This window comes from Streptomyces sp. FH025 (assembly GCF_017427025.1).
In the GTDB taxonomy this organism is placed as follows: Bacteria; Actinomycetota; Actinomycetes; order Streptomycetales; family Streptomycetaceae; genus Kitasatospora.
This window is the reverse complement of sequence record NZ_JAFLNG010000145.1, coordinates 1-13,285: the sequence shown is the minus strand read 5'-3', so window position 1 is coordinate 13,285 and position 13,285 is coordinate 1. Positions and strand designations below refer to the sequence as shown.

Sequence of the window (13,285 nt, the reverse complement as noted above, 5' to 3'; positions counted from 1 at the left end):
CCCGCGCGCGATGAGCACGCTGTAACCTTCCTTGGTTGCGCCCGCCCGTGGGCGCTGTTGTCCGAAGCTCGGCGCCGCACCGCCCGCTTCGTCGGCGGACCATGCCAGGATGGAGTTATGGCGAAGACCGGTACCACCAGCACTCAGGACCTGCGCTCGGCGATCGAGCGCAGCGGCTACTACCCGGCCCTGGTGTCCGAGGCGGTGGAGTCCGCGGTGGGCCCGGAGCCGATCAGCTCCTACCTGGTGCACCAGGAGACCACCTTCGACTCCAACGAGGTGCGCCGCCACGTGACGGTGCTGGTACTGACCCCGACCCGGTTCGTGGTGAGCCACACCGACGAGCAGTCCGGCGACGCGGGCAGCCCCGCGGTGCCGTTCGCGACGACCTCGACGGAGAGCGTCCGGCTGGACCGGATCGGCTCGGTCGTGGTGAGCCGGATGGTGGCGAACCCGGAGACGTACACGCCCGGGACGCTGCCGCGCGAGGTGGTGCTGACGATCGGCTGGGGGGCGGTGCAGCGCCTGGACCTGGAGCCGGCCGGCTGCTCGGACCCGAACTGTGAGGCGGACCACGGCTACACCGGTTCGGCGACGGCTGACGACCTCTCACTGCGGGTGAGCGAGGCCGGCGACGGCCCGGAGACGGTGGCCCAGGCACTCGTGTTCGCCCGGGCGCTGTCCGACGCGACGATCAACAACGGCCCGCGGGTCTGATCCCCGCAGGTCTGATCCCCGCGGGTCTGATCACCGCCGCCTCCGACCGCTACGAATCCGGTTCCATGTCCTTCGCACCCTTCGACGGCTACGACGCCTTCGAGATCCTCGACCCTGCCGCGGCCCCCGCGCCCCCCTACGGCAGCGGCTCGCTCTGCGACCTGCTGCCCTCGGTGGCGGCGGGCCTGGGCGTCCCGGGCTTCACCGCGACGCTGCCGATCGCCCCGGCCGACCGGGCGGTGGTGTTCCTGGTGGACGGCCTGGGCTGGGAGCTGCTGCTGCGCCACCCTGAGTACGCGCCCTTCCTGTCCTCGCTGGCCGGGAGCTCGATGGGCGGCACCGGCCGTCCACTGACGTCGGGCTTCCCGTCCACCACCGCGACCTCGCTGGCCTCGGTCGGCACCGGCACGCCGCCGGGCCTGCACGGCCTGGCCGGCTACACGGTGGCGGTGCCGGGCGCGGACTACCTGATGAACCAGCTGCGCTGGCAGCCGCACACCGACCCGCAGGCCTGGCAGCCGTACCCGACGGTCTTCGAGCGGACCCACGAGGCCGGGGTGGCGACCGCCCAGGTGTCCTCCCCGCTGTTCGCCCAGACCCCGCTGACCAAGGTGGCGCTGTCCGGTGGCACCTTCCTGGGCCGCACCACGGGCGAGGAGCGGATGGACCTCGCCGCCTCCTGGCTGGCCGAGCACGACCGGGCGCTCGTGTACACGTACGTCAGCGAGCTGGACGGCGCGGGCCACCGCTTCGGGGTGGACTCCGACGAGTGGCGGATGACGCTGGACGCGGTGGACCGGCTGGCCCGCCGCCTGGCCGAGCAGCTCCCGCCGCGCTCGGCGATGTACGTGACCGCCGACCACGGCATGATCGACATCGCGCCGGAGGACCGGATCGACTTCGACGAGGACTGGGAGCTCGGCGCCGGCGTCGCCCTGCTCGGCGGCGAGGGCCGGGCCCGGCACGTGTACGCCGTGCCGGGGGCCGCGGCCGATGTGCACGCGGTCTGGAGCGAGGTGCTGGGCGACCGGATGTGGGTCGCCACCCGTGACCAGGCCATCGCGGCGGGCTGGTTCGGCCCGACCGTGGACGAGCGGGTGTACCGGCGGATCGGCGACGTGGTCGCCGCGGCGCGCGACGACATCGCGATCACCGCCTCCCGCAACGAGCCCGGCGAGTCCGCGATGATCGGACTGCACGGCTCGATGACTCCGGTCGAGCAGTTCGTGCCGTTGCTCGAAGTCCGTGGCTGAGTCGGTCCGTTGACCCTTTCGTGCCCGAACCCCCTTGATGTGAAAGGCCCTTGCTCCACCCATGGCTGAACTGGTGTTCTTCTCGGGCACGATGGACTGCGGCAAGTCGACGCTGGCGCTGCAGATGGACCACAACCACACCGCGCGCGGTCGTCGGGGCGTCATCCTGACCCGTAACGACCGGGCGGGCGCGGCGACCATCTCCAGCCGGCTCGGCCTGCGCGCCGACGCGGTCGAGGTGACGGACGACTTCGACTTCCACGCGCACGTGGTGCACCGGCTCTCGGCGGGCGGCCGGGTGGACTACCTGATCTGCGACGAGGCGCAGTTCTTCGCCGCCGAGCAGGTCGACCAGCTGGCCCGGGTGGTCGACGAGCTGGACATCGACGTCTACACCTTCGGCATCACCACCGACTTCCGGACCCGGCTGTTCCCCGGCTCCCAGCGGCTGATCGAGCTGGCCGACCGGGTGGAGGTGCTGCAGGTCGAGGCGCTGTGCTGGTGCGGCGCGCGGGCCACCCACAACGCCCGGACGGTGGGCGGGGTGATGGTGGTCGAGGGCGCCCAGGTGGTGATCGGCGACATCTCGGTCAGCGAGGACGAGGTCGGCTACGAGGTGCTGTGCCGCCGTCACCACCGTCGCCGGCTGACCGCCGCGACGGCGCGCGCCTCGGTGCTCTCCCCGGACGTGCTGCCCTTCGAGGAGCAGCAGGCCCAGGAGGCCTAGGAAGCCTAGGAGGCCACTTCCAGCACCGAGAAGTGCCCGCCCTGCGGGTCGGCCAGCCGGGCGGCGCGGCCGCGGGCGGTGTCGTGCGGCTCGACCAGGATCCGGCCGCCGAGCTCCACGGCGTGACGAGCGGCCAGGGCGGCGTCGCGGACCGCGAAGTGGGTGCGCCAGCGCGGCGGGTGGCCGCGCAGGTCGGCGTGGTGGCGGATGCCCGCGACCGGGCGGCCCTGCACGAACAGCGCGGACTCGCCGTCGGTGGGCCGGACCGGGCGGTCGAGCACGGCGGCGTAGAAGGTGGCGGCGCCGTCCGCGTCCGGGGTGAGCAGTTCGGCCCAGGCCGGGCCGCCGGGCTCGGCCCCGGTCTCCCGGCCGAGGTGCTCCTCGCCCTGCCAGAGGCCGAAGACGGCGCCGGAGACGTCGGCGGCGATGGCCATCCGTCCGGCGCGTTCGGCCTGCAGCGGCCCGACGGCGACGGTGCCGCCGCACTCGCGCACCAGTTGGGTGGTGCGGTCGGCGTCGTCCACGGCGAAGTAGGTGGTCCACTGCACCGGGAAGCCGGTGGCGGTGGAGACGCCCAGGCCGGCGATGGGGGCTCCGTCGAGTTCGGCCCGGACGTAGGCGCCGAGCTGGCCCGGCCCGGGGGAGTACGTCCAGCCGAGCAGTGCGCCGTAGAAGGCGCGGGCGCCGGGCAGGTCGTGGGTCAGCAGGCTGACCCAGCAGGGCGTGCCCTGGGCCAGTCGGAGTTCCACCGCGGGCAATGCGGGCCTCCTCGGGGGTGGTCTGCGCGCGGGGATCCTCGCGCGCGAGGGTGATGCTTCCACCCTGGCGCGTGCCCAACCCTCGGGCCGCGCGGAAAACGCGGCAAAGAGCGCACAAAGAGCGGCGGCCCGGGCGTGTCGTGCTGCGCGAGAATGACCGGCATGACCACCTACAACGAGGGTTCCCCGCTGATCTCCGCGGCCGAGCTGCACGAGGCGCTCGGCGCCGAGCGTCCGCCGGTGCTGCTGGACGTGCGCTACCAGTTGGTCGGCGCGGCGCCGGGCGGGCCGACCGCGGCCGAGGAGTACCGGGCCGGGCACCTGCCCGGAGCCCACTTCGTCGAGCTGGACCGGGACCTCGCCGCCCCGCCAGGCGCCCCCGGCCGGGGTGGGCGCCACCCGCTGCCGGACCCCGAGGAGTTCGGCGCCGCGATGCGCCGCTTCGGGGTGAGCGCCGACCGCCCGGTCGTGGTGTACGACGGCGCGGCCTCGATGGCGGCGGCCCGGGCCTGGTGGCTGCTGCGCTGGGCCGGGCACCGGGACGTCCGGGTGCTGGACGGCGGTTTCGCGGCCTGGCGGGCGGCCGGGCTGCCGGTGGCGGCCGAGGTGCCGGAGCCGGAGCAGGGCGACTTCGAGCCGGCGCCGGGTCAGCTGCCGACGGTGGACGCGGACGGCGCCGCGGCCTGGGCGCGCGACGGGCTGCTGCTGGACGCCCGGTCCGGGGAGCGCTACCGGGGCGAGACCGAGCCGGTGGACCCGCGGGCCGGGCACGTCCCGGGCGCGGTGTCGGCGCCGACGGCCGAGAACGTGGGCCCGGACGGGCGGTTCCGGCCGGCCGCCGAGCTGGCGGCCCGGTTCCGGGCGCTGGGTGCGGGGGAGCGGGAGACCGCGGTGTACTGCGGCTCGGGCGTGACGGCGGCGCACCAGATCCTGGCGCTGGAGGTGGCGGGCCTGGGCGCGACGCTGTACCCGGGTTCGTGGAGCGAGTGGTCGAGCGACCCGGGCCGCCCGGTGGCGGTGACCGACCAGCCCGGCTAGCCCCGGGCATGCCGAAGGGGCGGGAGGCCCGGCCTCCCGCCCCTTCGACGGTGGTACTACTCCTGCTTCTTGCGCCGGCTGCCGAAGACGATCTCGTCCCAGCTGGGCACCGTGGCACGGCGGCCCGGTCGGACGCCGTCCGCCTCGGCCTGCCGGTCGGTCGTGCCGACCAGGCGCTCGCGGTGCGGGGCGACGGCGCGCGGCATCAGGATGTCGGCGTAGGCCGAGCCCGCGCCGACCGCCGGGGCGGCGGCCGCTGCCGCCTCCTCGCTCTCCTCGGCGACCTCGGCGGGCACCGGCTCGATCGGGGTGGGGCCGACGGCGAGGTCGCCGCGGAAGGCGGGGACCACGTCGAGCAGGCTGGTCAGCGAGTCCCGGGACTCGGCGGTGGCCTCCCGCGACTCGCGGACCTCGCGGGCCGACATGATGCGGTCGGCCGAGGGGCGGTCGATCATCGGGCGGGGCGGCCGGTCCTGGGGGAGCCGGGCGATCCGCGGGATGAACGGGAAGACCGAGTCCTCCTCGCGCTCGACGCTCTCGCCGATCAGCGCGCGGGCCTCGTCGTCGTTGGGCTGGACCAGGCGCCGGGGCGGGTCGTACGTCCAGGACGCGGAACGGCCCTCGCCGTCGGCCCGGTAGGAGAGGATGACCTCCCAGGTGCCGTCATCGCGCCGCCAGGAGTCCCAGCGCTCGGTGTCCTTCTCGGCGCCGCGCAGCGCGAGCCGCTCGGCCACGGCCTCGCCGAGCTGCGGCCCGGGGGATTCGCCGTTGCGGCGGATGGCGGTCTTGCGGGCGCGCTCGGCCATGAAGGCGCGTTCGGCGAGGACCGGCCCCTCGAAGCGGCGGACCCGGTCGACGGAGATGCCGGCGGCCTGTGCGACCTCCTCAGCGGAGGCACCGGCTCGTATCCGGGCCTGGATGTCCCGGGGGCGCAGATGGCTCTCGACCTCGATCTCGATCTGGCCGAGGCGCGGCCGGTCGCCGCGGATGGCGGCGCGCAGCCGCTCGTCGATGGGGAGGGTGTACTCCGTGCTGTCGGCAGCCTTGAGCACCAGCCGTGTGCCGTCGTTGCTGACGGCCACAACCCGCAGTTCGGGCACGGTTACCTCCCGGGTGGTGCCTGCCGACGTCACCTGCGTCGCTGCTCCCGTACTGAGTGTGGCCTGCCCACTCGCGACTGGCCACAACCTTGCTGAGTTCCCCGGCGTGTCGGGCTCACGCCCGCGCACGCCGCTGTGGCACGGTTGCCTTTTTGCCACGTCATCCGTTGACGTCGCGCCTGGGTGTCCCGGCCGTCCTCGCACGCGGAGTGATTCGCGACGATCCGGGACGGGCGTCGCCGTGCGTGCCCGCTCCGTGTCTCTTCGTCAAGCTGCCGGTGTAGGCACAGTCGACAAGTCGACCCAAGGCTCGGGCTTTACGAACAGTACTCCATTCGTGGCATCCAGAGGGGCGGCTCGCCGCTCAAGTCTCCCGCGATTCACGGGAATCTCAAGAGCACGCACCCCTAATGGCGGACCACCGTCCGGGGAACGGTGATCATCTTCACACAAACCGGGGGCGGAGAACCGCATTTTCGTCCCTTGTGTCCTTCTTTGGGCAAGATGGAGTGGCTTGTTCGAAGAACAGTCGTACGGACCGAGGGATGTTGATGCCGGAGCGGAACCCCGCCGAGGAGGGCGGCAAGCAGGAGCGCAGGCGGATCGATCTGAGTGTGGCTCAGGTCGCGGCGAGTGCGCTGGCCACGGTGGTGGGCGCGCTGCTCGCCTCCGAACTCGGCGTGTACGGAACGATCATGGGCGCGGCCGTGGTCAGCGTCGGCGCCACCACGGGTGGTGCGGTGTTCCAGCACCTCTTCAAGCGGACCGGCGAGCAGCTGCGCGAGGTGGTGGACCGGGGGCCGAACCAGACCGCGAACACGCTGCGCCAGGTGCCGGTCGAGTCGGCGGAGTCTGCGCCGGTCTCCGCGGATCCGTCGGCGATCTCCTCGGAGTGGAACGCGCCGCAAGTGGTGCGGGCGCGTCGGCGGTGGACCTGGAAGACCTACGCGGCGGTGTCCGGGCTGGTGTTCCTGCTGGCGATGACGCCGATCGTGGTGTTCGAGCTGGCCACCGGGCAGCCGGTGTCGGCGACGGTGAAGGGCGAGTCCGGCAACGGGACGTCCTTCGGCGGCAAGGTGACGCCCAAGTCCTCCACCCCGCAGGACGCGCCCTCGGAGCGGCCGTCCACCGGTGGCGGCGGACGCGGCCCGGACTCCACGCCCTCCGGCGGCGCGTCGGCCCCGGCCACCACGCGGCCGAGCCGGGAGCCGAGCGCCACCCCGAGCGGCGGAACCGGCGAGCACGGTGGCGGCGCCTCGCCCTCGGCGGGCCCGAGCGCGACCCCGTCGGCCGGGGCCTCCCCGTCGGCGGGCGGCGGCCGGCCCACCGGCGAGACCACCCCGCAGCCGCCCGTACCGAGCAACGTGCTACCGGACAACGCGCCCGCGCACGAGCCGGTGGCCCCGCCGCGGGCGACCGGCACCCCCTGATCGCGTCGGCCGCCGGCCGCCTCAGTCGCCGAGGACGCGCCGCAGGTAGTCGTTGCCGAAGACGCGCCGCGGGTCGACCTCGTCGCGCAGCGCGGTGAAGTCGCCGAAGTGCGGGTAGACGCCGGCCAGGTACTCGGCGTCGCGGGTGTGCAGTTTGCCCCAGTGCGGGCGGCCCTGATGGGCGGTCATCAGTCGTTCGACACCGGTGAAGTAGCCCTGGTCGGAGGTGCCCCGGTAGAGGTGGACGGCGATGTAGGCGCTGTCCCGGCCGGAGGCGGTGGAGAGCCAGAGGTCGTCGGCGGGGGCGAAGCGCACCTCGACCGGGAAGCTGACCTTCCAGTCGGAGCGTTCGACCAGGGCCTTGAGCTCGCGCAGCACCTCGGCGACGGCCGCGCGCGGGACGGCGTACTCCATCTCCACGAAGCGGACCTTGCGCGGGCTGGTGAAGACCTTGTACGCGGTGTCGGTGTAGCTGCGGTCGGACCAGGCGCGGCTGGCGAGCGAGGCGATGGAGGGGATCGAACCGGGGAAGCGGCGGCCGACCCGGCAGGCACCCTCCCAGACGGTGTTGGAGAGGAAGTCGTCCTCCAGCCACTCCCTGAACCGGGGCAGCGGGGCGGCCGGGCCCTGGCTGCGGTTGTTGCGCTTGGTGGAGCAGCGGTCGGTGTGCGGGAACCAGTAGAACTCGAAGTGCTCGTTGACGGCGGTGAGGTCGTCGAGGCGCTCCAGGACCTCGTCGAAGCCCATCGGCTGCTCGTGCGCCGTGAGCAGGAAGGCCGGTTCGACGCCGAAGGTGAGCGCGGTGATCACGCCGAGGGCGCCGAGGCCGAGCCGGGCGCCCTGGAAGAGCCGGGGATTCTCGGTGGGGGAGCAGCGCCGGACGGTGCCGTCGGCGAGGACGATCTCCAGGGCGCGGATCTGGGCGGCGAGCGAGCCGGAGTCGCGGCCGGTGCCGTGGGTGCCGGTGCTGGTGGCGCCGGCGACGGTCTGGACCTCGATGTCGCCCATGTTGGTGAGGGAGAGGCCCTCGGCGGTGAGGATCCGGTTGAGGCGGTGGAGCGGGAGGCCGGATTCGACGGTGATGGTGCCGGCCTCGCGGTCGAGTTCGCGGACGGCGGTGAGCGCGTGCGGGCGGACCAGCAGGCCGTCGCCGGCCGAGGCGATCGCGGTGAAGGAGTGGCCGGAGCCGACGGCCTTCACGCTGCGGCCCTGTTCGGTGGCGCGCAGGATCTCCCTGGCCAGTTCCTCCGCGGTGCCGGGGGTGGCGGTCCGGGCGGGCCGGGCGCTCTGGTTGCCGGCCCAGTTGGTCCACCGGGTGCGGGTCGCGGTACTGGCCTGGGGCATTGCGCTGCCTCCTGACTCCGTGGCCGAACGGTTCGGCGCGGTCCGGGGCGGCGCGGCCGCCCGTAGGGCCCGTCCGCGGTGTCCGGGAGGCAGGCCCTACCCGCGGGTAGGCCCACGGGTAGGGCGAGATTAGTCAGTTCACCGTTCGACGTCTACGGGTCGTTCGAGTGGTTCGACGGCCGCTTCGGCGGGCTGTTCGGCGGCGAGCCCGGCCCGCAGCCGGCGCAGCCCGGCGAGTGCGGCGACGACCCCGAGCACCCCGGCGGCCAGCGGCACCCAGTAGCCGGCGGCGGCGCCGGAGGCGTCGACCACCCAGCCGCCGGCCGAGGAACCGGCCGCGACGCCGAGGGCGAGGCCGGTGGTGGTCCAGGTCATGCCCTCGGTCAGCTGGGCGGGCGGGACCAGCCGCTCGACCAGGGCCATCGCCGTGATCAGGGTGGGGGAGATGGCGATGCCCGCGATCAGCAGCGCGGCGCCGACCGCGATCAGCCCGCCGACGCCGTGCACCGTGTGGGCGACCAGCAGCAGCGGCACCATGCTGACCGCCATGAAGCCGACGCCGAGGAGGAAGCGGACGGCCATCGAGCCGCTGAGCTTGAGGGCGCCGAACACCACCCCGGCCAGGCAGGAACCGAGCGCCCACAGCGCGAGGATCACGCTGGAGACGGATTTGTGCCCCTCGGCCTCGGCGAAGGCGACGGTGACGACCTCGACCGAGCCGAAGATCGCGCCGGTGGCGACGAAGGTCAGGATCAGCACCTGGAGGCCACCGTTGAGGATGACCGAGCCGCCCTGGTGCCGGGCGGCCGGATGGACCGGCGGCTCGGTGGCGCGCTGCCCGGCGAACAGCAGGACGCCGACGGCGAGGAAGATCCCGCCGAGCAGCAGGCCGGCCTCGGGGAAGACGGAGGTGGCCAGGCCGATGGACAGGATCGGGCCGACGATGAAGCAGACCTCGTCGACCACGGCCTCGAAGGAGTAGGCGGTGTGCAGCTTGCCGGTGTCGTCGCGGTAGAGGTGGGCCCAGCGGGCCCGGACCATCGCGCCGGTGCTCGGCATGACGCCCATCCCGGCCGCGAAGACGAACAGCGTCCAGTCCGGCGCCTCCATCCGCGCGCAGAGCAGCAGGCCGGTGGCGGCGACGATGGTGATCGCCATGGCGGGGACGATGATCCTGCGCTGCCCGTGCTGGTCCACCAGCCGGGACACCTGCGGGCCGAGGATTGCGGCGGAGACCGCGAGGGTCGCGGAGACGAGGCCCGCCACTCCGTACGAGCCGCGGAGTTGGGACAGCATGGTCACGATGCCGATGCCGGTCATGGAGATCGGCAACCGGGAGACGAAGCCGGTGGTGGAGAAGGCCAGACTGCCGGGGGAGGCGAATATCTGGCGGTAGCTGGACAGCACGGGAGCTCCGGGCGGGGAGTAAGGAACAAGGCCGTTCAACACAGCTTACGTATGTTGGCAAACGGTATTTTCCGGGCAGCCGCACGGCCCCGGCGCCGGTGCCCGGCCCCTCAGTGGCAGGATCGGTGCCATGTCCGACGCGCGCAATCCCTTCCCCTCCGGCGCCGCCCCGTACGACGCCCTCCTGCTGATCTCCTTCGGCGGCCCCGAGGCCCCCGAGGACGTCGTCCCGTTCCTGGAGAACGTCACCCGCGGCCGCGGCATCCCCAAGGAGCGGCTGAAGGAGGTGGGCAAGCACTACTTCCTGTTCGGCGGGGTCAGTCCGATCAACGGGCAGAACCGCGAGCTGCTCGCCGCCCTGCGCAAGGACTTCGCCGAGCACGGGCTGGACCTGCCGGTCTACTGGGGCAACCGGAACTGGGCGCCCTACCTGGTGGACACCCTGCGGGAGCTGGCCGCCGACGGCCACCGCCGGGTCGCCGTGCTCGCCACCAGCGCCTACGCCGGTTACTCGGGCTGCCGCCAGTACCGGGAGAACCTGGCCGACGCGCTGGCCGCCCTCGCCGAGGAGGGCGGCCCGGCGCTGACCGTCGACAAGCTGCGGCACTTCTACAACCACCCCGGCTTCGTCGAGCCGATGATCGACGCCACCCTGGCCGCCCTGGAGGAACTGCCCGAGGCCGTCCGCCCCGGCGCCCGGCTGGCCTTCACCACCCACTCCATCCCGGACACGATGGCCGAGACCTCCGGTGCCCCGGACGACCCGGCCCGCGGCGAGCCCGGCGGCGCGTACGTCGCCCAGCACCTGGACGTGGCCCGGCTGGTCGCCGCGGCCGTCGCCGAGCGCACCGGGGTGGCCGACCGGCCCTGGGAGCTGGTGTTCCAGAGCCGCAGCGGCGCCCCGCACGTCCCGTGGCTGGAACCCGACATCTGCGACCACCTGGAGGCCCAGCACGCCGACGGCGCGCCGGCCGTGGTGATGGTCCCGATCGGCTTCGTCTCCGACCACATGGAGGTCAAGTACGACCTCGACACCGAGGCCGTCGCCAAGGCCGCCGAACTCGGCCTGCCGGTGGCCCGCGCCGCCACCGTCGGCGCCGACCCCCGGTTCACCGCCGCCGTGCGCGAACTGGTCCTGGAGCGGGCCGCCACCGAACGCGGCGAGAGCGTGACCCGCTGCGCCCTCGGCGCCCTGGGCCCCAGCCACGACGTGTGCGCGGTGGCCTGCTGCCCCAACCCGCGCGCCCCGCGCCCGGCCGCCGCCGAGGAGAGCCATGTCTGACCCCGCCCTGCCCGCCGACGGGCTCCTCGACGACCTGCTCGACGTCGCCCTGGACGCGGCCCGCCGGGCCGGCGCCCTGCTGCGCGACGGCCGCCCCGCCGACCTCGGCGTGGCCGGCACCAAGAGCAGCCCGGTCGACGTGGTCACCGAGATGGACCTCGCCTCCGAGAAGCTCCTCCTGGAGCTGATCACCGACCGCCGCCCCGAGGACGGCTACCTCGGCGAGGAGGGGGCCGAGCGCCTCGGCACCAGCGGGGTGCGCTGGGTCGTCGACCCGCTCGACGGAACGGTCAACTACCTGTACGGGCTGCCCTCCTGGGCGGTCAGCGTGGCCGCCGAGCTGGACGGCCGGGCGGTCGTCGGAGTGGTGTACGCCCCGGCCCGCGGTGAACTGTTCCACGCCGTCCTGGGCCGTGGGGCCCGTCTGGACGGCCGACCGGTGTCCGTCCGCCCGGCCCCGCCCTGGGGCCAGGCGCTGATCGGCACCGGCTTCAACTACGTCCGCTCGGTGCGCGAGCGCCAGGCCCAGGTGCTGCTGGCCCTGATGCCCGAGGTGCGGGACATCCGCCGGGGCGGGGCGGCCGCGGTGGACCTGTGCGACGTGGCCGCCGGCCGACTGGACGGCTACTACGAGCGGGGCCTCGCCCCCTGGGACCGGGCGGCCGGCTGCCTGATCGCCACCGAGGCCGGTGCCCTGGTCGGCGGCCGCCCCGGGCACGGCCCGGACGGCGAGCTGACCGTGGCCGCCGCCCCGGGCGTGTACGAGCCGCTCCAGGAGCGGCTGGCCGCGCTGCGCGCCTGGGCCGACTGACGGCCGGCCCCGTCTTCCCCCGAACCGGGGCCGCCGCAGCACTCGCGGTGGCCCCGGACATGCGAAGAGCCCTGGCATACGGGGGATGCCAGGGCCTGGTCTTTCGCACGGCCCCTGCAGGGCCGCAGGTGCCGGAGGACCGGCGTCGGGTCAGGCGGCGGTGCGGTGGCGCTCCAGCACGGTGTCGACGCCGTGCTCGGCGGCGAGACGACGGAGGTCGTCCAGCTCGGACTGCTCCACCTCGGCGAGGAACTCGTCCCCGGCCTCGATCGCGCGGTGCAGATCCTGCTCGGCGTTGGCTATGCGCTGCAGGATTCCGGCCTTGAAGGCGTCCATACGGGCCCCCTTACTGTGTCGGACGTGCACGGTCGTACGTTCTCCCGCCCTGAGGAAGGTCCAGCCGGTGAGTGCGCCCGGGCCGACGGGTGGTGGATCTCCGGTCGGGCGCGGAGACGGTCTGTCCGACCGCTCCCGGTGACGTCCCAGCCCCAGGGCCGGCGCGGATGAACGCACGGCGGGTGGGTGCGATCGACCGATGGCCAGATCGCGGGTGTGCAGCTGTCCTCCCCAGCCCCGAGCCCCGGAAACCTCCCGGCGGAAGAAAGTTGCCCGTGTCACAGTCCAAGCGGAGCGGTCCCGGTACGAACGGTCACCGTCGCGGGGTCCGGATCCGTGCCTGAGCGGCAGCTTATCGCTGCTTTACCGCAGGACCAGGCAGGATGGAGGGACCGTCGGAGCCGTGCGTCCGCTTCCGGGGCCGGCCTGGAGAAGGGACAACGACCGTGCGGGTTCTCGTCGTCGAGGACGAGCAGCTGCTTGCCGAGGCCGTCGCGACCGGCCTGCGCCGCGAGGCGATGGCCGTCGACGTGGTGTACGACGGGGAGGCCGCGCTCCAGCGCATCGCGGTCAACGACTACGACGTGGTGGTCCTGGACCGCGACCTGCCGCTGGTGCACGGGGACGACGTCTGCCGCAAGGTGGTCGAGCAGGGCCTGGCCACCCGGGTGATCATGCTGACCGCCTCCGGCGACATCAGCGACCGGGTCGAGGGCCTGGAGATCGGCGCGGACGACTACCTCCCGAAACCGTTCGCCTTCAGCGAACTCGTCGCCCGGGTAAGGGCGCTGGGCCGCCGCGCGACCATTCCGCTGCCGCCCGTGCTGGAGCGCGCCGGCATCTCGCTGGACCCCGGCCGCCGCGAGGTGATCCGCGACGGGCGCACCGTCCAGCTCGCTCCCAAGGAGTTCGCCGTCCTGGAGGTGCTGATGCGGGCCGGCGGCGCCGTCGTCTCCGCCGAGCAGCTGCTGGAGAAGGCCTGGGACGAGCACACCGACCCGTTCACCAACGTGGTGCGCGTCACCGTGATGACGCTGCGCCGCAAGCTCGGCGACCCGCCGGTGATCGTCACCGTGCCGGGC

At 73.7% G+C, this 13,285-nt stretch carries 13 protein-coding genes; 8 read left to right on the top strand and 5 right to left on the bottom strand.

Annotation, left to right across the window (positions count from 1 at the left end; translation table 11 throughout):
• Window positions 1-117 precede the first annotated feature (117 nt).
• From J0670_RS13365 to J0670_RS13355, 3 genes are all read left to right on the top strand, one after another.
• Entirely contained in the window at window positions 118-717 is a 600-nt protein-coding gene (locus J0670_RS13365; protein WP_207811752.1) for a DUF5998 family protein, read from the top strand.
• 65 nt (window positions 718-782) lie between these two features.
• Entirely contained in the window at window positions 783-1,970 is a 1,188-nt protein-coding gene (locus J0670_RS13360) for an alkaline phosphatase family protein (protein WP_207811751.1), read from the top strand.
• Window positions 1,971-2,031: 61 nt separating this feature from the next.
• Complete coding sequence (locus J0670_RS13355) at window positions 2,032-2,697, top strand: thymidine kinase (protein WP_207811750.1); 666 nt, start codon at window positions 2,032-2,034, stop codon at window positions 2,695-2,697.
• Window positions 2,698-2,702: 5 nt separating this feature from the next.
• Here the strand turns inward: J0670_RS13355 and J0670_RS13350 are convergent, their stop codons facing one another.
• On the bottom strand, window positions 2,703-3,446 hold the full coding sequence (locus tag J0670_RS13350) for a VOC family protein (RefSeq protein WP_307806506.1): 744 nt from the start codon (window positions 3,444-3,446) through the stop codon (window positions 2,703-2,705).
• Window positions 3,447-3,617: 171 nt separating this feature from the next.
• Between J0670_RS13350 and J0670_RS13345 the strand changes: the two genes are divergently transcribed.
• Window positions 3,618-4,493, top strand: a complete 876-nt coding sequence (locus J0670_RS13345) for a sulfurtransferase (protein ID WP_207811748.1) — start codon at window positions 3,618-3,620, stop codon at window positions 4,491-4,493.
• A gap of 56 nt (window positions 4,494-4,549) precedes the next feature.
• On the opposite strand, the gene sepH is transcribed toward J0670_RS13345, so the two are convergent.
• Window positions 4,550-5,626, bottom strand: coding sequence for a septation protein SepH (gene sepH, locus J0670_RS13340; RefSeq protein ID WP_207811747.1), 1,077 nt, complete (start codon window positions 5,624-5,626; stop codon window positions 4,550-4,552).
• Between the two features lie 518 nt (window positions 5,627-6,144).
• Between sepH and J0670_RS13335 the strand changes: the two genes are divergently transcribed.
• The gene (locus J0670_RS13335; RefSeq protein WP_207811746.1) at window positions 6,145-7,023 is read left to right on the top strand and encodes a hypothetical protein; all 879 of its coding nucleotides are present in this window, start codon (window positions 6,145-6,147) and stop codon (window positions 7,021-7,023) included.
• Window positions 7,024-7,044: 21 nt separating this feature from the next.
• Here the strand turns inward: J0670_RS13335 and J0670_RS13330 are convergent, their stop codons facing one another.
• A complete protein-coding gene (locus tag J0670_RS13330; RefSeq protein WP_207811745.1) occupies window positions 7,045-8,367 on the bottom strand; it encodes a D-arabinono-1,4-lactone oxidase in 1,323 nt (440 codons plus the stop codon).
• Window positions 8,368-8,505: 138 nt separating this feature from the next.
• Window positions 8,506-9,774 carry an MFS transporter gene (locus J0670_RS13325; RefSeq protein ID WP_207811744.1) on the bottom strand — a complete coding sequence of 423 codons (1,269 nt, stop codon included), beginning with the start codon at window positions 9,772-9,774 and terminating at the stop codon, window positions 8,506-8,508.
• Window positions 9,775-9,904: 130 nt separating this feature from the next.
• Between J0670_RS13325 and J0670_RS13320 the strand changes: the two genes are divergently transcribed.
• Both J0670_RS13320 and J0670_RS13315 read left to right on the top strand, forming a co-directional pair.
• Window positions 9,905-11,056: a ferrochelatase gene (locus tag J0670_RS13320; protein WP_207811743.1), complete on the top strand. Its 1,152-nt coding sequence runs from the start codon at window positions 9,905-9,907 to the stop codon at window positions 11,054-11,056.
• The gene (locus tag J0670_RS13315) at window positions 11,049-11,867 is read left to right on the top strand and encodes an inositol monophosphatase family protein (protein WP_207811742.1); all 819 of its coding nucleotides are present in this window, start codon (window positions 11,049-11,051) and stop codon (window positions 11,865-11,867) included. The genes J0670_RS13320 and J0670_RS13315 overlap by 8 nt, the downstream gene beginning before the upstream one ends.
• Before the next feature lie 150 nt (window positions 11,868-12,017).
• Here the strand turns inward: J0670_RS13315 and J0670_RS13310 are convergent, their stop codons facing one another.
• On the bottom strand, window positions 12,018-12,203 hold the full coding sequence (locus tag J0670_RS13310; RefSeq protein ID WP_030057688.1) for a hypothetical protein: 186 nt from the start codon (window positions 12,201-12,203) through the stop codon (window positions 12,018-12,020).
• Between the two features lie 446 nt (window positions 12,204-12,649).
• On the opposite strand from J0670_RS13310, the gene J0670_RS13305 reads away from it, so the two are divergent.
• Window positions 12,650-13,285, top strand: a 636-nt coding sequence (locus J0670_RS13305; RefSeq protein WP_207811741.1) for a response regulator transcription factor, incomplete at its 3' end; no start/stop codon positions are given.

Coding starts and splice junctions, on each gene's coding strand:
- J0670_RS13330 (WP_207811745.1), bottom strand. CDS start 8,367: ATGCCCCAGGCCAGTACCGCGACCCGCACCCGGTGGACCAACTGGGCC.
- J0670_RS13320 (WP_207811743.1), top strand. CDS start 9,905: ATGTCCGACGCGCGCAATCCCTTCCCCTCCGGCGCCGCCCCGTACGAC.
- J0670_RS13365 (WP_207811752.1), top strand. CDS start 118: ATGGCGAAGACCGGTACCACCAGCACTCAGGACCTGCGCTCGGCGATC.
- J0670_RS13310 (WP_030057688.1), bottom strand. CDS start 12,203: ATGGACGCCTTCAAGGCCGGAATCCTGCAGCGCATAGCCAACGCCGAG.
- J0670_RS13335 (WP_207811746.1), top strand. CDS start 6,145: ATGCCGGAGCGGAACCCCGCCGAGGAGGGCGGCAAGCAGGAGCGCAGG.
- J0670_RS13315 (WP_207811742.1), top strand. CDS start 11,049: ATGTCTGACCCCGCCCTGCCCGCCGACGGGCTCCTCGACGACCTGCTC.
- J0670_RS13360 (WP_207811751.1), top strand. CDS start 783: ATGTCCTTCGCACCCTTCGACGGCTACGACGCCTTCGAGATCCTCGAC.
- J0670_RS13345 (WP_207811748.1), top strand. CDS start 3,618: ATGACCACCTACAACGAGGGTTCCCCGCTGATCTCCGCGGCCGAGCTG.
- J0670_RS13355 (WP_207811750.1), top strand. CDS start 2,032: ATGGCTGAACTGGTGTTCTTCTCGGGCACGATGGACTGCGGCAAGTCG.